The sequence below is a fragment of the Gottfriedia sp. ABJ_BB2_2 genome, assembly GCF_055484705.1.
The window spans coordinates 347,188-367,205 of record NZ_JBVFKR010000002.1 but is presented as its reverse complement, the minus strand read 5'-3'; the positions used below and the strand labels follow the sequence as shown (position 1 = coordinate 367,205).

Annotated in this window: 19 protein-coding genes; 13 read left to right on the top strand and 6 right to left on the bottom strand. The window is 32.0% G+C overall.

What is annotated here, in order from left to right:
• Positions 1-34: 34 nt before the first annotated feature.
• Positions 35-853 (bottom strand): peptidylprolyl isomerase, encoded by an 819-nt coding sequence (locus ACX6U0_RS06715; protein ID WP_464959185.1) that lies wholly within the window; start codon positions 851-853, stop codon positions 35-37.
• A 346-nt stretch (positions 854-1,199) separates the two neighbouring features.
• Here ACX6U0_RS06715 and ACX6U0_RS06710 point away from each other — a divergent pair, with 346 nt between their 5' ends.
• Both ACX6U0_RS06710 and ACX6U0_RS06705 read left to right on the top strand, forming a co-directional pair.
• A complete protein-coding gene (locus tag ACX6U0_RS06710; protein WP_464959562.1) occupies positions 1,200-1,283 on the top strand; it encodes a YjcZ family sporulation protein in 84 nt (27 codons plus the stop codon).
• 103 nt (positions 1,284-1,386) lie between these two features.
• A complete protein-coding gene (locus tag ACX6U0_RS06705; protein WP_464959561.1) occupies positions 1,387-1,473 on the top strand; it encodes a YjcZ family sporulation protein in 87 nt (28 codons plus the stop codon).
• A 307-nt stretch (positions 1,474-1,780) separates the two neighbouring features.
• Here the strand turns inward: ACX6U0_RS06705 and ACX6U0_RS06700 are convergent, their stop codons facing one another.
• Entirely contained in the window at positions 1,781-2,341 is a 561-nt protein-coding gene (locus tag ACX6U0_RS06700) for an HTH-type transcriptional regulator Hpr (RefSeq protein ID WP_087999915.1), read from the bottom strand.
• 360 nt (positions 2,342-2,701) lie between these two features.
• Entirely contained in the window at positions 2,702-3,139 is a 438-nt protein-coding gene (locus ACX6U0_RS06695; RefSeq protein ID WP_464959184.1) for an HIT family protein, read from the bottom strand.
• A 615-nt stretch (positions 3,140-3,754) separates the two neighbouring features.
• Here ACX6U0_RS06695 and ACX6U0_RS06690 point away from each other — a divergent pair.
• From ACX6U0_RS06690 to ACX6U0_RS06680, 3 genes are read left to right on the top strand one after another with little or no spacing between them, the layout of a single operon-like run.
• Positions 3,755-4,492 (top strand): ABC transporter ATP-binding protein, encoded by a 738-nt coding sequence (locus tag ACX6U0_RS06690; RefSeq protein WP_464959183.1) that lies wholly within the window; start codon positions 3,755-3,757, stop codon positions 4,490-4,492.
• On the top strand, positions 4,489-5,709 hold the full coding sequence (locus ACX6U0_RS06685; RefSeq protein WP_464959182.1) for an ABC transporter permease: 1,221 nt from the start codon (positions 4,489-4,491) through the stop codon (positions 5,707-5,709). The genes ACX6U0_RS06690 and ACX6U0_RS06685 overlap by 4 nt, the downstream gene beginning before the upstream one ends.
• 12 nt (positions 5,710-5,721) lie before the next feature.
• On the top strand, positions 5,722-6,453 hold the full coding sequence (locus ACX6U0_RS06680) for an EcsC family protein (RefSeq protein WP_464959181.1): 732 nt from the start codon (positions 5,722-5,724) through the stop codon (positions 6,451-6,453).
• Positions 6,454-6,468: 15 nt separating this feature from the next.
• Here ACX6U0_RS06680 and ACX6U0_RS06675 read toward each other — a convergent pair whose 3' ends face one another.
• Positions 6,469-7,665 carry a M20 family metallopeptidase gene (locus tag ACX6U0_RS06675; protein WP_464959180.1) on the bottom strand — a complete coding sequence of 399 codons (1,197 nt, stop codon included), beginning with the start codon at positions 7,663-7,665 and terminating at the stop codon, positions 6,469-6,471.
• A gap of 193 nt (positions 7,666-7,858) precedes the next feature.
• Between ACX6U0_RS06675 and ACX6U0_RS06670 the strand changes: the two genes are divergently transcribed.
• From ACX6U0_RS06670 to hemY, 4 genes are all read left to right on the top strand, one after another.
• Positions 7,859-10,003, top strand: coding sequence for a transglycosylase domain-containing protein (locus ACX6U0_RS06670; RefSeq protein WP_464959179.1), 2,145 nt, complete (start codon positions 7,859-7,861; stop codon positions 10,001-10,003).
• A gap of 337 nt (positions 10,004-10,340) precedes the next feature.
• Positions 10,341-11,384 (top strand): uroporphyrinogen decarboxylase, encoded by a 1,044-nt coding sequence (hemE, locus tag ACX6U0_RS06665; RefSeq protein ID WP_464959178.1) that lies wholly within the window; start codon positions 10,341-10,343, stop codon positions 11,382-11,384.
• A 22-nt stretch (positions 11,385-11,406) separates the two neighbouring features.
• The gene (gene hemH, locus ACX6U0_RS06660) at positions 11,407-12,339 is read left to right on the top strand and encodes a ferrochelatase (RefSeq protein ID WP_464959177.1); all 933 of its coding nucleotides are present in this window, start codon (positions 11,407-11,409) and stop codon (positions 12,337-12,339) included.
• 29 nt (positions 12,340-12,368) lie between these two features.
• The gene (gene hemY, locus ACX6U0_RS06655) at positions 12,369-13,790 is read left to right on the top strand and encodes a protoporphyrinogen oxidase (RefSeq protein ID WP_464959176.1); all 1,422 of its coding nucleotides are present in this window, start codon (positions 12,369-12,371) and stop codon (positions 13,788-13,790) included.
• A gap of 73 nt (positions 13,791-13,863) precedes the next feature.
• On the opposite strand, the gene yhfH is transcribed toward hemY, so the two are convergent.
• On the bottom strand, positions 13,864-13,983 hold the full coding sequence (gene yhfH, locus ACX6U0_RS06650) for a protein YhfH (protein ID WP_464959560.1): 120 nt from the start codon (positions 13,981-13,983) through the stop codon (positions 13,864-13,866).
• A gap of 177 nt (positions 13,984-14,160) precedes the next feature.
• On the opposite strand from yhfH, the gene ACX6U0_RS06645 reads away from it, so the two are divergent.
• From ACX6U0_RS06645 to ACX6U0_RS06630, 4 genes are all read left to right on the top strand, one after another.
• Positions 14,161-14,892, top strand: coding sequence for an MBL fold metallo-hydrolase (locus ACX6U0_RS06645; protein ID WP_464959175.1), 732 nt, complete (start codon positions 14,161-14,163; stop codon positions 14,890-14,892).
• 15 nt (positions 14,893-14,907) lie between these two features.
• Entirely contained in the window at positions 14,908-15,897 is a 990-nt protein-coding gene (locus ACX6U0_RS06640; RefSeq protein ID WP_464959174.1) for a lipoate--protein ligase, read from the top strand.
• Between the two features lie 127 nt (positions 15,898-16,024).
• Positions 16,025-17,560, top strand: coding sequence for a fatty acid--CoA ligase family protein (locus ACX6U0_RS06635; RefSeq protein ID WP_464959173.1), 1,536 nt, complete (start codon positions 16,025-16,027; stop codon positions 17,558-17,560).
• Between the two features lie 166 nt (positions 17,561-17,726).
• Positions 17,727-18,989, top strand: coding sequence for a M48 family metallopeptidase (locus tag ACX6U0_RS06630; protein ID WP_464959172.1), 1,263 nt, complete (start codon positions 17,727-17,729; stop codon positions 18,987-18,989).
• A 151-nt stretch (positions 18,990-19,140) separates the two neighbouring features.
• Here ACX6U0_RS06630 and pstA read toward each other — a convergent pair whose 3' ends face one another.
• Complete coding sequence (pstA, locus tag ACX6U0_RS06625) at positions 19,141-20,016, bottom strand: phosphate ABC transporter permease PstA (protein WP_464959171.1); 876 nt, start codon at positions 20,014-20,016, stop codon at positions 19,141-19,143.
• Between the last annotated feature and the right edge of the window lie 2 nt (positions 20,017-20,018).

The window sequence follows — 20,018 nt, the reverse complement described above, 5'->3', positions numbered from 1 at the left end:
CTGCCTAATTCAAATTAGGCAGTTTTTTTATTAATTATTTCTTTTCTTGTTTTTCTAAGTCTTTATCTTCTACTTTGAAATCTGCTTTTTTAAGTAGAGAGTCTGAAAACGCTGAGAAGTTTTCTTGTGTTAATTTAGAAGCAGCAAGTTTTTCACGAGCTTCTTTTTCGTTTACTTCTTTTTTATCAATTACTTTAATAATGTGGTAGCCAAATTGTGATTTTACTGGTTCACTAATTTCGCCAACTTTTAAGTTATATGCAGCTTCCTCAAATTCAGGTACCATTGCACCTTCGCCAAAGTAGCCTAAGTCTCCACCTTTATCTTTTGAACCAGTGTCAGTAGAATATTTTTTTGCAAGTGCCGCGAAATCTCCACCAGCATCTAATTCTTTTTTCACTTTTTTAGCAGTAGCTTCATCTTTTACTAAGATATGGCTTGCTTTAATTTCTGGTTTGTAATTTTCAATTTCCTTTTTAGTAACACTTTCTTGAGCAGCTTTTTCAGTTAATAAATCAATCTCTACTCGCTCTTTAAAAGCTTTTTCATCTTTAAAGCCATATTGAGTTAAGAATGCTTCAAACTGATCACCGTTTTGTGTTTTATACTCATTGAACTTTTTATCTACTTCTTTATCGCTTACTTTAAAGTTTTTACGTAGATAATTTTCAATAGCCATTTGTTTTAGCATTGCTAAGCCAGCTGTATCTTTCATTTTATTATATAAGTCTTCTGTTGTAATGTTTCCTGAATTTGTTTTAGCAACTACGTCATCACCAATACTAGATGATCCACAAGCTGCTAGTCCAAATACCGATGTAGCTAAAACTGCAGATACGATTAACTTTTTCATTTAAACAACTCCTAATAAATATTTAGACTTTATTTCTTCGTAAAAGAAAAATTACCTAGCAAAGTATGTATAACTGTTTTCCAATACATTTCTAACTTTCTAATAACTGGAAATAACTTCACTTAATATATCATATTTTCCTTCAATGTGACAAAGTTTATCCCAAAAAAGAAGAAATTGGCACGTATTTTATAAAAAATTTTATTAAAAAGTAGCTTGTTTATGATTGTCTTCAAAAAAAAATAGGCATTTGTTTAAAAAACAGCCTGCCAATCGTGACATTCGCACAGTCATTTGTAACTTTTGTTTATATATTATATAGAGTTACTTTTAGGAGGTTGGAAAAATGGGAGCTAGTTCATCACATGGCTTTGTATTAATCGTCGTTTTATTTATCTTATTAATTATCATAGGGTGTTCTTGTCTATAAGTAGATGACTATCTTTGAAATTAGGATAGGATTAGGACAGTTGCCCAGACCGTTTTATGATACACGCATAAGATAAGGTATGTAGCTAAAGGAGGTGTATATGATGGGCACAGGATTTCATGGTGGTGGTTTTGCTTTAATCGTCGTACTGTTCATCTTATTAATAATCGTTGGAGCAGCTTGCATATAATATGTAAATAAGACAAATATTCAACCGAAAGCTAAATGCTTTCGGTTGAGTTTTTTAGAAATTAGAAGGAAATACATAGAAGAAAGAAATGGGTTAGTAAGAAAAGAATAAATATGAAGTTTTGTAAGAGGGGAATTATTGTGAATCGTTGAACAAAGTGGGCTAAAAACAAAAAGCGGAGGATATGAAATCTTTGACCCGCTTCTTTTTGGTTGAGCAATTGTCAAATCCTTAAAATGTTAAGTTTGTTGCTCGTATTTAGAAAGGATACGCTTTCAAAGAAAAAAGAATGAAAACGATTCGTGATTTAAGGTTTCTTAATCAGACGATTGTCTTCTTCGATGAACTCTTTATCGATATTATCTAAAGTTGTTTCAAAAATATCGATGAAATCTTTACCATAGATATTTCTTAAAATAGCCATGATTTCCATATTCTCAGGGAATTTACCATAAAATTCTTTTAATGGCAGAGTACCTTGGAATACTGAATTTGTTTCTGGATCGAATTCTTCTAATATATCTAATAACATGTTTTTGCCTTTTTCAGTTAACTCAATATAAGTATTTCGCTTATCTTCAACTTTTTTAGAAAATACTAATAGACCACGTTCTTCTAGCTTTTTAGAGAAATTAAAAGCTGTAGATACGTGCATTACACCAAATTTAGCAATTTCAGAAATTGAGGCACCCTTTAAATGGAAGGCGATCATTAAAATATGATGTTCATTGATATTTAAATCATAGGGTTTAATCCATTGCTGCCAGTCCTTTTCAACTGACTTCCATAATGCTTTCGAAATTTGGGCAATTCTTTGACTAAAAATCAAAGCTTCTTTCATTGTGTACATCTTTTGTTCAGTTTTCATCAATTCACCTTCTTTTCTATTTAACTATCTATTTATTATTATGCCAATAATATCTGAATAAATAAAGAACTTTTAGTTAGAATTTTTAAAAATTTTCACAAAGTAGTTGATAAAATTCTACAATTTTATATTATAATAGAATGTTACAAGTTAAAAAAGATATGTTTGTATAATGTTGTGTCGATCTGATTTAAGGAATCATAAAATATTTTAATAAATAGTTATATAGTAAATATATACTATGTTATCTTGAAAATATAGTGAAAATAAAAGAAAATATTCAATATCCATGAAATGGAAAATAAAAAAACAGGAGATCTAGAATCTCCTGTTTTTTTATTTGGTACTACTCGTTATTTATTATTGTTTAATAATATTATTTTCGATAGTTTTTGCAATCTCTTGAAGTAGTTCGTTTGTGTATTTTTCTGAATTGGTCTGCCATTTCACATCAAATCCATCGTTTTTTCCATATCGTGGTAAAATATGCATATGATAATGAAATACAGTTTGACCAGAAACTTCTCCACTGTTATTTAATATATTTACACCATCAACATCAAATGCTTTTTTTATTGCGTTTGCAATAAGAGGAACTTTACTAAAGTATGTAGATGCAGTTTCTTCACTCATTGAGAAAATATTAACTACGTGTTCCTTTGGAATAACCAAAGTGTGCCCTTTTGTAACCTGGCTTAAGTCTAGAAAAGCCATAATATTCTCATCTTCATAAACTTTTGAAGATGGGATTGAACCTTCTGCAATTTTACAAAATATACAATTAGAATCATGTACCATCGTAAATAGTCATCCTTTACATTTTTTTCCTATTTTAACATAAAATCACCATTTTTACAGATAACAGACAATAAAACAAGAAGCAACTAATAGTTGCTTCTTGCTGAAGGAGAAAGATGTAATTTGTTAAATTGCTTTAGTTAAATTGTCTTTAACTGACACCTCATTTGCTATAATGTTCAATTAATTTGTACACCTTATATTAATAAATATATGCTCTGCTCGAGACACCTCATTTACGAGTTGGTATACTAATGACCTTTGTGTTTAATGATATTGTTCAAGCGCACCATCCCCTTAGATTTTTTCACTGCTGTTTATACAACGATGTTTTTATCTTTCGGAGATACCTCATTTCACTTTAAACAGTTATCTAACAATGGTTTGAACGCAAACTTGATTTGACTCTTTAACAAACACCTCATCTCAAAGTGGTTAAAAACCGGAAAAGAGAGTGTTTCTTTCCCTTCAAGAATTATAATACCCTTTAGCAGAAATAGTATTCAAAAAAAGCAGGATTTTTTTTTGGAGGAAGATAAATATGATATTAAGGAAGTTAAAGTTAATATTTGTTACAATAAAACTGTAAAGTACTTTCGAAAGGATTTGTAGATAATGACTTTATTACATGTACAAGATGTATCAGGCGGTTATACAAGACAGCCTGTTATTAAAGATGTTTCATTTACGATAGAAAAACATCAGCTCGTAGGCTTAATAGGGCTAAATGGAGCAGGTAAAAGTACAACAATTAAACATATTTTAGGACTATTAAAACCATTAAAAGGAGAAATCCTTATTAACGGAAGTAATTTTGATGCTGACCCGACTGTTTACCGTTCAAGCCTATCTTATGTTCCGGAAACACCGATGATTTATGATGAGCTTACATTACAAGAACATTTAGAAATGACAGCTCTTGCTTATAACATTTCTGAAAAAGATTTTAAGCAACGAAGTGAAGAATTGTTGAAAACATTTCGTCTTTATGAAAAAAGAAATTACTTTCCATCCACCTTTTCAAAAGGGATGAAACAAAAGGTTATGATTATTTGCTCATTAATCGTACAACCACAGTTATACATAATTGATGAACCATTTCTTGGGTTAGATCCAATCGCAATAAATGATCTTTTAGAGATTCTAAAAGTCGAAAAAGAAAAAGGTGCCGGTATTTTAATGTCAACACACATATTATCAACCGCACAAATCTATTGTGATTCCTTCATAATATTGCATGAAGGTGTGATCATTGCAAAAGGTACTTTAAGTGAGCTACAAAAACAATATAATTTGCCAAATGCGTCTTTGGATGAAATTTATATTTTTGCTACAAAGGAAAAAACAATATGAGATCGGTTAAGCAATTATGGTCGAGTAGATATAAAAGCTATCTTAAAGAAATTAGTAAGTATGGACGATATATCTTAAATGATCATATTAAATTTGTTCTTGTTTTTGGATTTGGTGGGGGAGCATATTACTATCAGCAACTATTGAAAACACTCTCTCTAGACTTTCCAGCTGTATTATTTATTTCAATTGTTTTTGCTTTGCTAGTGACTTCTGGGCAAATTACTACATATTTTAAAGGGCCAGACTTATATTATTTATTACCTTTAGAAAAAAGAATGAAAGGATACTTTGTTAGATCTTCTTTCATAACTTTTTTAGTGCAAGCTTATTTGCTTTTAATGTTTTTGGGTGTGATTTATCCAATTTATAAGAAGTTTATGTTAGGGGAAACAACAAGCTTTATTGTGTTCATTATCATTATTTTCTTATTAAAGGCATACCATTTATTTGTATCATTTTTACATACTTCCAATAAAGGGATATTAAATCGAGGTCTAGATTATGGTGTTAGATCCATTGGTTCATTTTTCTTTATTTATGCTTTATTAAGTAAATGGAACAATTTCATTGTATGTATTCCGATTATTTGTTTAGCAGTTTATGCAATTTTAATTCAAACAATAAGTCAGAATAAGAGGGTACAGTGGGAAAGAAATGTTAAACTTGACACTTCTCGCTTAGCGAGTTTTTACCGTTTCGCGAATTTGTTTACCGACGTTCCTTCAATTCAGCAACAAGTAAGACGACGTAGATGGGCTGATCCAATTTTAAAGAAAATTAAAACGAAAAATGCAGCTGATTATTTATTAGTAAGAACATTTATTAGAAATGGGAACTACTTAAGCATGTTTATTAGACAATTATTTGTTGGTGCATTTGTTGTTTACTTGGTGCCTACTGTAATTGGTAAATTAATAATTGGCGTCCTTTTCTTGTATATGATCGGTATTCAAAATATGGCGATATTAAAACAGTATAATTATCATTTATTATGGAAAATTTATCCTTACACAAATGAAGAAAATAAAAAATCCATTTCAACTCTTTTGTATATACTACTGATAATATGTAGTGTAGTTTTTAGTGTAATTGTACTATTTAAGGGCATGTCAGCATTAAATGTTCTTCTGCTGTTCGGCATCTATATGGTATTTTTAGTTTGGTTTATAAAATTTTATGTTTCAAAAAGGTTGAGCCAATCACAAAAAATGTAAAGGGTGAACCAAATGGATTCTTATGAACTACGAATTCAATACGAGTTATCAAGATGGAAGCAAAAAATATTAACTGATTCAAACGTATTTAAAACATCTGCTAAGAAAATTCAATTAAAAATACAATCGTTACTTCCAGAGCAAATTCAAGAATTACTAACTCAATCAATTAAAAATATGATGACTTTATTTATCGGAGGATCATCAGTTTTTAGTGGTGGAAGTGAAGAGTATGATGCTTTAACTTTAAGAGAACGTGATGATATTTTAGATAAAAAATTGAATGAATATAAGAAAATTTCTGCAGTAGAAGGAGCAGGAACTGGTGCTGGAGGTATCTTATTAGGACTTGCTGATTTTCCATTATTAATGGGAATTAAAATTCGTTTTTTGGTAGAAGCTGCAAAAATTTATGGATATGCACCAAAAGATGAAATTGAACGCCAATTTATGTTGTATATCTTTCAGTTAGCCTTTTCGAGCGATGAACATCGAAAAAAGACTTTACATGTGATTGAAAATTGGGAAGATCAACTAGATCAAAATCCACAAATTAATTGGGAAAAATTACAACAAGAATATAGAGATCACATTGATTTAGCGAAGTTACTACAATTAGTTCCTGTTATAGGTGCGCCTGTAGGAGCGTATGTGAATTATCAGCTTCTTGAACAATTAGGTGAAACAGCGAAAAACGCGTATAGATTAAGACATATAAAGAAGAAAGGAGAACTTATTAAATAAAGTTCTCCTTTTTTCTTATTTTTGTTCAACTAATTTATGTGAACTCATTAACGACTTTAATGATACTGATCCAAGCGTTTTTGCAGCAATTAACATTGCTTTTTCGTCAAAATCGAATTTTGGGTGATGATGTGGGTAAACTTCTACAGTTTTTGGAGATTTTGCCCCAGTAAAAAAGAAGGTACCAGGGACTTTTTGAAGATAATATGCAAAGTCTTCTCCGCCCATTTTTGGATCCATCTCTTTAACGTGTTTAACTTCATCAATAGAAGCAGCGACTTGAACTAATAACTCTGTTTCTTTTTCATGGTTTACGACAGGTGGATAGCCATCATCGTATGTAAATTCATAAGTTACGTCATTTGCAAAACAAATCCCTTTAATAATTCGATCCATTTGCTCTTTTACTTTTACTTGCGTTTCTTTCTTAAATGTTCTCACTGTTCCAATTAAAGTTGCGCGATCTGCAATCACATTAAAAGCATTTTTAGCTTCGAAACTTCCGATAGATAATACAGCTGTGTCAATTGGATTTGTTTCACGGCTTACGATTTGCTGAAGTGCCATAACTAATTGACTTGCAATAACTATGCTATCTTTTGTGCGGTGAGGTTCAGCTCCATGACCTCCTTGACCTTGGATTGTTATTGAAAAACGATCCGCCGCTGCCATTATAGGCCCACTTCGGTAACCAATTGTACCCAATTCTTCAATTGCCCATAAATGAGTTCCATATATTTCATCTACTCCATTTAGACAACCATCGGCAATCATTGAGACTGCTCCACCAGGTGCATATTCTTCAGCATGTTGATGAATCAACACGATTTTTCCATTCCAATGTTCTTTTATTTCATTTAATGCCTTTGCTAAGTACAATAATGTCGCAGTATGCCCGTCATGACCACACGCGTGCATTACCCCAGGAACTTTAGAGGCATAAGGTACGTTTTTTTCATCCTGGATTGGTAAAGCATCAAAGTCAGCTCTTAATGCGATTGTTTTTCCAGGGTTTCGACCATGAATTGTAGCAACTACGCCATTTCCGCCAACATTTGATTGATATGTAATACCTAATTGCTTATAAAAGTTTTGAATGAATTTGGCAGTTTCGTATTCTTTAAATGAAAGCTCTGGATGCTCGTGTAGGTATCTCCGAGTGGAAACCATTTCTGGAAAATATGATTCTAAAAGCGTAAATAAATCAGACATTCTTTCATTCCTCCTACTATGTATCTATCATTACCTATTCAAGAAATATATCGGTATTCCTTTAAAAAAATGCTAACGAATATATTGACGAAAAATGTATTTCCAAGGAAATAAGTAGCGAAAAAAAGAAATCGGTGACTAATCCATGGGAAAATATGGATATACTATGATGGAAATGGTATGAGAAATGTAGGTGAATGCTTTGAAAAAATGGGGATATTTAGCAATAGGGCTGTTAAGTGTCCTATTAATCAGTTTTATTGGATTTTTACTCATCGTTTTTTTAGGAAACTATGTAATAGATGAAGAAAAGCTTGTTATTCATTCTTCATCAGAAATGGTTGATCTTGAAGGGAACTTTGTTTCGAAATTATATAATGAAAACCATCAAATTGTTTCAATAGATGATATACCTGAATATACACAGCAGGCGATTGTTTCAATAGAAGATGAGCGATTTTATAAGCATCACGGAATCGACGTTCAATCAATATTTCGAGCAATCATACATGACTTAAAGGCATTTAGTAAAGTTCAAGGTGCCAGTACACTTACTCAACAACTTGCCAAAAATGTGTTTTTGACAAATGATAAAACATTTATGAGAAAAACAAAAGAGGTTATTATTGCAATTAACCTTGAAAGAAAATATACAAAGGATCAAATTTTAGAAATGTATTTGAACCAGGTGTATTTTGGGCACGGCGTATATGGTATTGGTGGTGCATCAAAGTATTATTTTGGGAAGGATATAGAAAATCTAACATTAGAAGAAAGTGCTTCTTTAGCTGCATTGTTAAAAGCACCTTCACATTATGATCCTGTTTCTCAGCCAGAGAGAGGGCTAGAACGTAGAAATTTAGTCTTATATAAAATGTTAGATAACCATTACATAACAGAGGCGGAATATCGCAAAACAAAAGCTAAGCCTACGGAGTTGGATATAACTGAGCAAAAGTTTGAAAATGGCTATGCAACATACATTGACATGGTTATTAAAGAGGCTAAAGATAAATACGATATTTCATATGATGAGTTGTTAAATGGTGGTTATAAAGTAGTCGTACCAATTCATAAGAAAACACAATTAACAGCATATAAGTATTTTAAAAATGGCAACTACTTTCCTGGGACTGATGAAAATGCAGAGGGTGCATTTGTTTTAATTAATTCAAAAACTGGTGGAGTTGAAGCTGCTATTGGAGGAAGGAATTATTACTTCCAAGGATTAAATCGAATAAATGTTAAAAGACAACCAGGGTCAACAATTAAGCCATTATTAGTATATTCACCAGCACTAGAGACTGGTAATTATAATCCATATTCATTAATACCAAACGAACAAAGTGCTTTAGGTGATTATAAGCCTAAAAATTATAATAATGAGTATTCAAAGAATATGACAATGTATAAAGCAATACTTGAATCTGCAAATGTTCCAGCAGTTTGGTTACTTAACGATATTGGCATAGAGGTTGCTAAAAATTACTTAGAGAAAATGAATATAAGTATTCCAGATAGAGGATTAAGTATGGCATTAGGTGGACTTAAGAATGGGGTAACGCCATTAGAACTAGTTAAAGCATATAGTGCCTTTGGTCACGAGGGAGATGCATTAGAACCATTCGTCATAAATGCTATCTATGATCGAAACAATGAATTAATAGCAAATGCGAAAATTAAAGAGTATAAAGTTTTTTCATCACAGACTTCTTGGTATATGACAAAAATGCTAAGTGGTGTTGTAAAAGAAGGTACAGCAAATAAGGGGATATTCGAAGGAGATTTAGCAGGTAAAACAGGGTCTACTAATATTCCTGGTCAAACAAATGGAAATAAGGATGCTTGGTTCGTAGGATATACACCAGAAGTAATTGGTACAATATGGATGGGTTATGATAAGACCGACTCAAAGCATTTTTTACGAAATGGTAGTACATATCCAACCATTTTATTTAAGAAGATCTTAAGAGAAGCAGGAAGAGAACCAACTACCGAATTTGAAAAACCCAAAAATATCTCAGACTTAGATTCTCCTATTGAACTTGAACCGATAAGTAAGATGAAATCGAAAGTAGCTTTTTCACCATTTGGATTATTCTCGGTGAAATTAACTTGGAAAGCTCCAAATGATGAAAGACAACAGTATCATATTTACCGAGTCAAAGATGGAAAAGAAAAATTAATTGATACAGTGACAGGTGTTGGCGAATATCGTGATACTTTTGTAAATGTATTTAATGTTCCTTCATATTATGTAGTTCCTTATAATCCTCAAACAAAAGAAGAGGGTGAGAGGTCTAAACTTGTCAATCCAAACATAAGAAATAAAGAATAGACATTTTAAGGCTCTCCTTCTTATCTAAAGATTTGAAGGAGAGCTTTTTATTTGTGTATTTATGGTGAATATACAATTAACATTATTCAATTAAACGTTTATTAATTATAATAATTATTAAATAATAAAAATTATATAGTTAATTATTCGATATTTACGTTATATTTTGATATAATTTTTATGGGAAAAGACAAATAGTTCAATCGACCTAGTAATTGATAAAATATGTAAATTAAGTGAACATTATGTGTCATTAATCAAGTTATCTATACAATTCAAGGTCCAATCAGTATATTTAATAGTAGAGTTTGGAAAAGTGAAAGGGAGACTTTTGAGGATGAAAAAAGATTTTAACGATACATTTCTAAGAGCGGCAAGAGGAGAATCAGTAACGCATACGCCAGTTTGGTATATGAGACAAGCAGGACGTTCTCAGCCAGAATATCGAAAAATTAAAGAAAAATACTCATTATTTGAAATTACTCATCAACCAGAATTATGCGCTTATGTAACAGCGCTTCCAGTAAATCAATATAATGTAGATGCTGCAATTTTATATAAGGATATTATGTCACCACTTCCAGCGATTGGCGTAGATGTGGAAATTCAATCAGGTGTAGGTCCAGTTATTAGTAATCCAATCCGTTCTTTAGAAGATGTGAAAAAGTTAACTGATATTCATCCAGAAGAGCAATTACCTTACATCTTTGACACGATTAAATTACTTACAACAGAAATGCTTTCAGTACCGTTAATAGGATTTGCAGGCGCACCATTTACGGTTGCAAGCTATATGATCGAAGGTAGACCTTCTAGAAATTATAATAAAACAAAATCGTTTATGTATTCAGAGTCAGAAGCATGGTTTGCGTTAATGGATCACCTAGCAGACATGACAATCAAATATATAAAAGCTCAAGTTGATGCAGGGGCTAGTGCAGTTCAATTATTTGATTCATGGGTTGGCGCATTAAATGCTGCTGATTATCGTGTTTATATTAAACCTTGTATGGAGAAAATCTTTACTGCTATAAAAGCATTCAATATCCCGACAATTATGTACGGTGTTGGAGCAAGTCATTTAATCCATGAATGGAACGAACTTCCTATAAATGTACTTGGTTTAGATTGGAGAACATCTATCACGGAAGCACGTTCACTAGGAATTACAAAAACGCTTCAAGGAAACCTAGATCCATCATTCTTATTAGCTCCATGGGAAGTAATTGAAGCTAGAACAAAGGAAATACTAGATGAGGGCATGGCAAATCCAGGTCATATCTTTAACTTGGGTCATGGGGTATTCCCAGAAGTAAATCCAGATACTCTTAAACGTTTAACTAGCTTTGTACATGAGTATTCTTCAAGGGTACAAGTTTAAAATAAAGGACTATGGTGATGACATGAAAGAGAAAATTGGTTTATTAGTTATGGCATACGGTACGCCATATAAAGAATCAGATATTGAGCGATATTATACAGATATTCGTAGAGGTAGAAAACCTACCCCTGAAATGTTAGAGGATCTTACTGATCGTTATCGTGCAATCGGTGGAATTTCTCCACTTGCCAAAATAACGTTAGAACAAGCGAAGGCTTTAGAAAACGATTTAAATGAAATACAGGACAAAGTAGAATTTAAAATGTATCTTGGTTTAAAGCATATTGAACCATTCATTGAAGATGCAGTTGACCAAATGAAAAATGATGGAATTACAAAAGCAATTAGTATTGTTCTTGCTCCTCATTATTCTACTTTTAGTGTGAAATCATATAATGAACGTGCAACAAATCACTCAGAAAAGATTGAAGGCCCAATTATTACACACGTAGATGATTGGTTTAGAGAAGAAAGATTTATCCAATATTGGGTTCGCGAAGTTGAAGAAATTCTTGAAACTATGAATGAAAATGAAAAAGAACGAACAGCTTTTATTTTCTCAGCGCATAGTTTACCAGAAAAAATTCTTACTTATGGTGATCCATATCCAGAGCAATTAAAGCAAACAGCTGAGTTAGTTGTAGCACAGTCAGATATTAGACATTATTATCTTGGCTGGCAAAGTGCAGGTAACACACCTGAGCCATGGCTAGGACCTGATGTACAAGACTTAACTTACGAATTAGATGAAAAATATGATTTTGAAACATATGTATATTTACCTCTAGGATTTGTAAGTGAGCATTTAGAAGTACTTTATGATAATGATATAGAATGTAAGTACGTAACAGAGAAAATACAAAAAAGATATGTTCGTCCAGCAATGCCGAATACAGATCCGTTATTTATAAGTGGGTTAAGTACGGTTGTTTTAAGAAAGTGGAATGAACAATAAATAGTGTTTTCTAAATAGGAGGTTTAGATATGAAAAAGAAGGTTGTCATTATAGGCGGAGGAATTACTGGTCTGACAGCTGCCTACTATTTGAAACAAGAACAAAAGAATCATAACCTTCCAGTTGAAATTCAGCTAATTGAAGCATCAACGAAGCTAGGTGGGAAAATACAAACAGTTAGAAAAAATGGTTTTGTCATTGAACGAGGACCGGATTCGTTTTTAGCTAGAAAAAAAAGTGCATATCGTTTAGCAGAAAATCTTGGTATTCAAAATCAGATTGTTCATAATACAGCAGGTAAAGCCTATGTATTAGTAAACAATCAGTTATATGGAATGCCAGAAGGTTCAAATATGGGAATTCCAACTCAAATAAAGCCGTTCCTATTCTCTGGACTTTTTTCGCCAGCAGGAAAGATTCGTGCAGGACTTGATTTTGTACTTCCGAAAACTCAAGTTGAGGGTGACATGTCTTTAGGTGCTTTTTTTAGAAGAAGATTAGGAAATGAAGTAGTTGAAAATTTAATTGAACCATTATTATCAGGTATTTACTCAGGTGATATTGATAAGATGAGTTTAATGGCAACTTTCCCTCAGTTTTTTCATCTTGAGCAAAAATACCAAAGCATTGTTCGTGGTATGCAAAAAGAAATGCCAGTGAAAAAATCAAAAGGTCCTAGAAAAGGAATTTTTCAGACAGTAAGTACTGGATTAGAAACGATTGTGGAAAGAATTGAACAAGAACTTAATCCAAATGAGATTTTAAAAGGTGTACAAGCAATAAAAATTGATAAAAAGAGTAATATATATGAAATTACTTTAAGTAATCAATCAATCATAGAAGCAGATTCAATTATTGTTGCACTTCCACATCGCGTCATTCCAGATTTATTTAATGAAGATACAGTCTTTGAGCCTTTCCGAAAAGTACCTTCAACTTCTGTAGCCAATGTTGCACTTGCTTTTCCTGAAAGTGCAATCAAAAAGGATATCAATGGTACAGGTTTTGTCGTTTCAAGAAATAGTGACTTTAATATTACAGCATGTACTTGGACACATAAAAAATGGCCACATGCTTGTCCGGAAGGCAAAGTATTGCTTCGTTGTTATGTAGGGCGCCCTAATCATCAAGAAATTGTTGATAAAACTGATGATGAGCTAGTTAAAATCGTATTAGAGGATTTAAGGAAAACAATGGACATCTCAGAAGATCCAGAGTTTTATGTTGTTTCAAGATGGAAGGAAGCAATGCCTCAATACACAATTAATCATCAAGAACGTACGAAACATATGCAGCAGTACTTACAAAATGAAATGCCTGGTGTATCTGTCATAGGCTGTTCATTTTATGGGTCAGGGTTACCTGATTGTATCGATCAAGGTGAGAAAGCAGTAGAAGATACAATTCAATATTTATTTAGTGGACAAAAAGAAGTAGTTCCAAGTTATTGATATGAAAACAGAGCAGTCTATAAGTTGATTTAAGTAGTATAACTTGAATCAACTTTCGACTGCTCTTTCTATTTTAGAAGCTATCTTTTAAACAGTTAGAACAAGTATTACTGTAGCAATCATGTTGCTCTTCAATCGACGAATTACATTGTAAACATTTTTTCTTCGGTAAAAGTTTCAAAAATTCGGACATTTTAACAAGCACGCTACCCACTCCTTTGAGTTATCTTATTAGCATTGTATTACTACAATGTATTAAATGTCAATCTGTATTAGTACAATTTTAAAAATAATATAAATACCTACTCGTTAATAAAACTAATAAAGTAGTTTATCCAAGGTATAATAAAATTGAAGGAGTGAACAATTCATGAAAGTAACTGTCATCGGTTATTGGGGTGGTTATCCAGAAAAAGGAGAAGCTACATCATGCTATTTATTTCAAGAAAAAAATTTCTCATTATTAGTAGATTGTGGCTCTGGCGCATTAGCAAGCTTGCAAAATTACATTGACTTAAAAAGCTTAAATTGTGTAGTAATATCACATTATCATCATGACCATATAGCTGATATTGGTGTACTACAATACTATAAAATTATTAATGCCGCAAATGATGGTTATGCATTACCTATTTACGGACATGGACTTGATCAGGAAAAGTTTCATTCTTTAACGAATAAGCAAGCTACGATAGGATACGAGTATAACCCTAATGAGGAACTAAACTTAGGACCATTTACCATTCGCTTTTTGAAAACAAAGCATCCTGTAGATTGTTTTGCGATGAGAATTGAAACAACAGATAGTACAGTTGTTTACACAGCAGATTCAAGTTATATAGAAGAATTTATTCCTTTTTCTAAAGATGCAGATTTACTAATTTGTGACTGCAATATGTATGAAAATCAAGACGGTACAAAGGCAGGACATATGAATAGTAAAGAAGTGGCGACGATCGCACAACAATCAAATGTAAGACAACTGCTTTTATCACATTTACCTCATAGTGGAAATACAAATCATTTATTAGATGAAGCTAAAAAGTATTATAATGGTCCTATTCAGATTGCTTATACTGGATTTGAATGGAGATCAATTTAATATAGGAGGATTAACATGCTTTTTTTAGATAATAGAGGGATTACAGATCCATCATTAAACTTAGCAATGGAAGAATATGCTTTAAAACACTTAAATCCCGAAAATACATATTTTTTATTTTATATTAATGAACCATCTATCATCATCGGGAAGAATCAAAATACGGCTGAAGAAATAAATGCAGCATATGTAAATGATAACAATATACATGTTGTAAGACGATTATCTGGTGGTGGAGCGGTATATCATGATTTAGGTAATTTGAATTTCAGTTTTATAACGAAAGATGATGGAGATAGTTTTCATAACTTTAGAAAGTTTACTGAGCCTGTTATAGAAGCACTTAAAGAACTTGGAGTGAATGCAGAGCTTAGTGGACGCAATGATATATTAGCAGAAGGTAGAAAAATATCTGGAAACGCTCAATTTTCAACTAAAGGCAGAATGTTTAGCCATGGGACATTACTTTTTAATAGTAATATAGACGAAGTTGTCAATGCATTAAATGTAAAGCTTGATAAAATTCAATCAAAAGGTATTAAATCAATCAGAAGTAGAGTAGCTAATATTAAAGAATTTCTTAAAGAAGATTTAACAATTGAACAATTTAAAGATTTGTTATTACAATCTATTTTTAAAGAACATGGCTCAATTGAGCGATATGAATGGTCTGATGAAGATATTAAAAATATTAAAGAGCTTGCAGATAGCAGATACCGTTCATGGGATTGGAATTATGGAAAATCTCCTAAATGTAATATTCAACAAAGTAAAAGATTTGCTGCGGGACAAGTTGATATTCGCTTAGAAGTAAATAAAGGAGTCATTGAAACTGTCAAAATTTATGGTGACTTTTTTGGTGTAGGAGACGTATCAGAGTTAGAGCAAACGCTAGTTGGAACAAAATTCGATCAACAAGAAATCGAGCGTAAATTGGAAGAAATCAATTTAAGTTATTATTTTGGAAATGTATCGAAAGAGGAATTTTTAAGTTTATTCGTTTAAAAAGAGTGGATCTCCACTCTTTTTTTTTGCTTAAAAACAAGTAATATTTCTATCTTGTCAGAAATGTTTTCTAGCAATATAATATATTTAGAATATTTTAAATTATTTTTAAAAAGGGGGTAATTTCTTGAATTTAGTTCATACGCTTTCACAAACTGCATTAAAACATCCTGAACATACTGCTGTTAATTTTGAGGGGCAATCATTTAGCTATGCACAATTGAATACATACATAACAAAGTTTGCTAGCGGTCTTTCAAAATTAGGAATTGAAAAAGGGGATAAAGTTGCATTAGTTGTTGGTAATTCTCCACATTTTATTATTGCACTATATGGTGCATTAAAAGCAGGAGCGGCTGTTATTCCAGTTAATCCTTTATATTCACCAGACGAATTAATTTATATTCTAACAAATGGTGATGCGAAAGCTGTCATTACATTAGATCTATTTCTTCCACTAGTTGAAAAAGCTTCACCTATTCTTCCTAACATTGAACACTACATTATTTGTGAAACAAAGCAAGAACATCCATATGATTTTTCAGAAAATAAATTGAAATCGTTTACAAACGTAGTTGGCCTTGGAGATGTAACATTCGAAGGACCCGAACTACTTGAAGAAGATCTAGCAGTTATTTTGTATACATCAGGTACGACAGGTAAACCAAAAGGTGCGATGCTTACTCATAAGAATTTATATTCAAATGCGATGGATGCTGGTCATTTCTTAGGTTTTACTAGCAGTGAAAAGGTTATTGCAACACTGCCTGCTTTCCATGTTTTCTGTTTAACGGTAGCGTTAAACGCGCCATTAATGTATGGTGCAACTGTCATACTTGTTCCGAAGTTTAGCCCAAGTGAGATATTTAATATCATTCGAACGCAAAAAGCAACTGTATTTGCTGGCGTTCCGACAATGTATAATTTCTTATATCAATTTCCAGAAGGAAAAACAGAAGATTTTGAATCAATTCGCTTATGTGTTTCTGGCGGATCATCACTGCCGGTAGCATTATTAGAGAACTTCGAAAAGAAATTTAACGTAATGATTTCAGAGGGTTATGGATTGTCAGAAGCTTCACCTGTAACGACATTTAATCCTTTAGATCGCCCTCGAAAAGCTGGATCAATCGGCACAAATATTAGCAATGTAGAAAATAAAATTGTTAATGAGCTGGGTGAAGAAGTTCCGGTTGGTGTAGTTGGTGAGTTAATTGCACGTGGTCCAAATATCATGAAGGGTTACTATAATATGCCAGAAGAAACGGCAATGACAATTCGTGATGGTTGGTTATATACTGGGGATTTAGCACGCAGAGATGAAGATGGCTATTTCTATATCGTAGACCGTAAAAAAGAAATGATTATTGTTGGTGGGTTTAATGTTTATCCACGTGAAGTAGAAGAAATCCTATACAATCATCCTGAGATTGTAGAATGTGCAGTAATTGGCTTGCCAGATGATAACTTTGGAGAGAGTGTGAAAGCTTACGTTGTTTCCAAAAACCCTTCATTAAGCGAAGAAACATTAATAGAGTATTGCAAAGCGCACTTAGCGAAATACAAAGTGCCAAAATCTATTGAGTTTATTTCAGAGCTTCCGAAGAATGCAACTGGTAAAATTCTACGAAGAGCATTAAAGGATTCGATCACACAATCATAAATATTTAATTTGAAAGGTACTTCCTATTATTGAGGATGTACCTTTTTTTGATAGAAAGCATACATACAAGTTGTTTGATTTCATAAAATGAAATAGAGAGAGTGAATTATGTTATTATGTTCTATAATTTTGGACAAAGTTGATAATATAGAAGTGGGGGGATTAAATGAAACATTCTAAGAAATCAAAAGCATCAAAGTTTATTTTGATTGGTTATCTCGCATATATCATTTTTGTATTATTATACTTTTATGTTTTCACAGATTCTAACTTGCCAGTAAAATACAAAGGTACATTCGTTGATCCAAATACATTTATGGATCATAAAGAAGCAAAGATTAGTACAAGTTATAGTACCCTTAAAAATGTATTGTATTTTATAAGCATACCATTAGATTGGATCGTTCTTACGCTTTTATTGTTAAGTGGTTTTATTGGAAAATTAGGTGAATCATTAAAGAAGCTGACTCGATTTCACTTTATTCAAGTATTCCTCTATTTCTTTTTTATTTCAGTCTTAACTTATTTAATTACATTACCGCTAGACTTATATCGTTTTAAACTTTCTACAAAATATGGATTAACAGTGCAATCATTTAATAGTTGGATGAAAGATGAGATTATTGGTTTTTGGGTAAATTTCGCAATTACGTATTTTGTCATATATGTTGTGTATCTCTTAATCAAAAAACAGCCAAAAAAATGGTGGATCACAACATGGTTATTGAGTATTCCGTTCACTATATTTCTTACATTTATTCAACCAGTTATCATTGATCCTTTGTATAATGATTTTTATCCATTAAAGGATAAGAAATTGGAACAGAAAATTGTATCTTTAGCAAAAGAAGCAAATATACCAGCACATAGAGTCTATGAAGTGAATATGTCTTCAAAAACAACTACATATAATGCTTATGTCACTGGAATTGGTAAAAACGCTAGAATCGTTCTTTGGGATACTACATTAAAAGGGCTAACAGATGAGGAAATCTTGTTTATCATGGCCCATGAAATGTCTCACTATGTTAATAAAGATATTTATAAAGCAATGTTTGGAACATTAGCCGGCAGTTTAGTCGGATTATTTATCATTGATCGATTAATGAAGCTTACTCTATCAAGGAATAGAGAATTTAATTCACCTGAAAAAATGATGATAGTGTTAACTTTATTTTTATTATTTAGTGGAATCATTGGATTTATCTCAGAGCCTATTTCGAATACAGTTTCTAGGCATGCCGAGAAAAAGGCTGATTTATATGCTGTTAAGCTAACCGATAATGCAGAAGCAGGTATCATAGCTTTTCAAAAATTATCAAAAAATAGCCTAACCCAAGTCAATCCACCATTTTTAGTAAAATTTTTCCGATATGATCATCCTACTATGTTAGAAAGAATGAAATATTTGGAGGAAGCTAAAAAGTAAAATGCTCTTAATGTAGTCATTCAAATTTGTGAAGAATGATTGGAGAAAACTTACCATTTCTTAGAAATCTTATTGTGATTGTTTAATAGCATAGGTATGTAGAAAAAACACTTGGTAATTTCCAAGTGTTTTTCTAATTTTGATTGTATGTTTATTTTTTCTGAAACATAAAAGGAAGTCGTAATATGATCGATAAACATAAAATGATTACAACAAGTAAAGCAGCTGATTGATCAGCAATTTTCATGGCATCTTCAACTAAGGCTTCAGATTGAATATACCAAAGCTGAACAGGTAGGGTAGCGCCTGGACCAGTTAATGAAAAGTCCCACATTTTATCAGAGGCACTTGTACCACCAGCAAGGAGAATAACAGCTGATTCACCTAATGCACGGCAAGCTGTTAATGAAATACCAGTAAATATACCTTTTAATGCTGCAGGAAGTATGATTGTGATAATACAAGTTGCTTTTGATGCCCCTAGTGAATAAGACGCTTCGCGATAGCTTAAAGGTACATTGCGAATCGATTCTTCAATAATTCGAGTAAGTGCTGGTAAATTTAAGAACGATAGTGTAATCGCTGCTCCAATAACAGTTAAACCAACATCAAATACTTCTACAAATAATACATAGCCAAATAATCCAAAAATAATTGAAGGAACGGATGCAAGTGCTTCAACGCATGTACTAATCCAATCAGTTAACTTATTTTGTTTTGCATATTCTGCTAAATAAATACCTGCACCAAGTCCGATCGGAATTGAAATAACGAGTGAAATGAGTAAAATATAAAATGTATTAAATAGAAAAGGACCTATGCCTCCACCAGCATCTATTTCCTCAGGTAAGCCTACGAGAAAATGAAAATCAATCGTTGTTAATCCTTTACCGAGAATCTTCAATAATAACAAAAGTATGATTCCGAAAGTAAAAATAGTGATCGATGATAACAGGATTTTCATAACTTTATTGATTGCTCTATTTTTCTTTATGCTTTTTTCAATATTGATAGGAGTCCTAATCATTT

Bases quoted from the DNA above. Each gene is read 5' to 3' on its own strand.
- ACX6U0_RS06715 (WP_464959185.1), bottom strand. From the start codon at position 853: ATGAAAAAGTTAATCGTATCTGCAGTTTTAGCTACATCGGTATTTGGA.
- ACX6U0_RS06710 (WP_464959562.1), top strand. From the start codon at position 1,200: ATGGGAGCTAGTTCATCACATGGCTTTGTATTAATCGTCGTTTTATTT.
- ACX6U0_RS06705 (WP_464959561.1), top strand. From the start codon at position 1,387: ATGGGCACAGGATTTCATGGTGGTGGTTTTGCTTTAATCGTCGTACTG.
- ACX6U0_RS06700 (WP_087999915.1), bottom strand. From the start codon at position 2,341: ATGAAAACTGAACAAAAGATGTACACAATGAAAGAAGCTTTGATTTTT.
- ACX6U0_RS06695 (WP_464959184.1), bottom strand. From the start codon at position 3,139: ATGGTACATGATTCTAATTGTATATTTTGTAAAATTGCAGAAGGTTCA.
- ACX6U0_RS06690 (WP_464959183.1), top strand. From the start codon at position 3,755: ATGACTTTATTACATGTACAAGATGTATCAGGCGGTTATACAAGACAG.
- ACX6U0_RS06685 (WP_464959182.1), top strand. From the start codon at position 4,489: ATGAGATCGGTTAAGCAATTATGGTCGAGTAGATATAAAAGCTATCTT.
- ACX6U0_RS06680 (WP_464959181.1), top strand. From the start codon at position 5,722: ATGGATTCTTATGAACTACGAATTCAATACGAGTTATCAAGATGGAAG.
- ACX6U0_RS06675 (WP_464959180.1), bottom strand. From the start codon at position 7,665: ATGTCTGATTTATTTACGCTTTTAGAATCATATTTTCCAGAAATGGTT.
- hemE (WP_464959178.1), top strand. From the start codon at position 10,341: ATGAAAAAAGATTTTAACGATACATTTCTAAGAGCGGCAAGAGGAGAA.
- hemH (WP_464959177.1), top strand. From the start codon at position 11,407: ATGAAAGAGAAAATTGGTTTATTAGTTATGGCATACGGTACGCCATAT.
- hemY (WP_464959176.1), top strand. From the start codon at position 12,369: ATGAAAAAGAAGGTTGTCATTATAGGCGGAGGAATTACTGGTCTGACA.
- yhfH (WP_464959560.1), bottom strand. From the start codon at position 13,983: ATGTCCGAATTTTTGAAACTTTTACCGAAGAAAAAATGTTTACAATGT.
- ACX6U0_RS06645 (WP_464959175.1), top strand. From the start codon at position 14,161: ATGAAAGTAACTGTCATCGGTTATTGGGGTGGTTATCCAGAAAAAGGA.
- ACX6U0_RS06640 (WP_464959174.1), top strand. From the start codon at position 14,908: ATGCTTTTTTTAGATAATAGAGGGATTACAGATCCATCATTAAACTTA.
- ACX6U0_RS06630 (WP_464959172.1), top strand. From the start codon at position 17,727: ATGAAACATTCTAAGAAATCAAAAGCATCAAAGTTTATTTTGATTGGT.
- pstA (WP_464959171.1), bottom strand. From the start codon at position 20,016: ATGATTAGGACTCCTATCAATATTGAAAAAAGCATAAAGAAAAATAGA.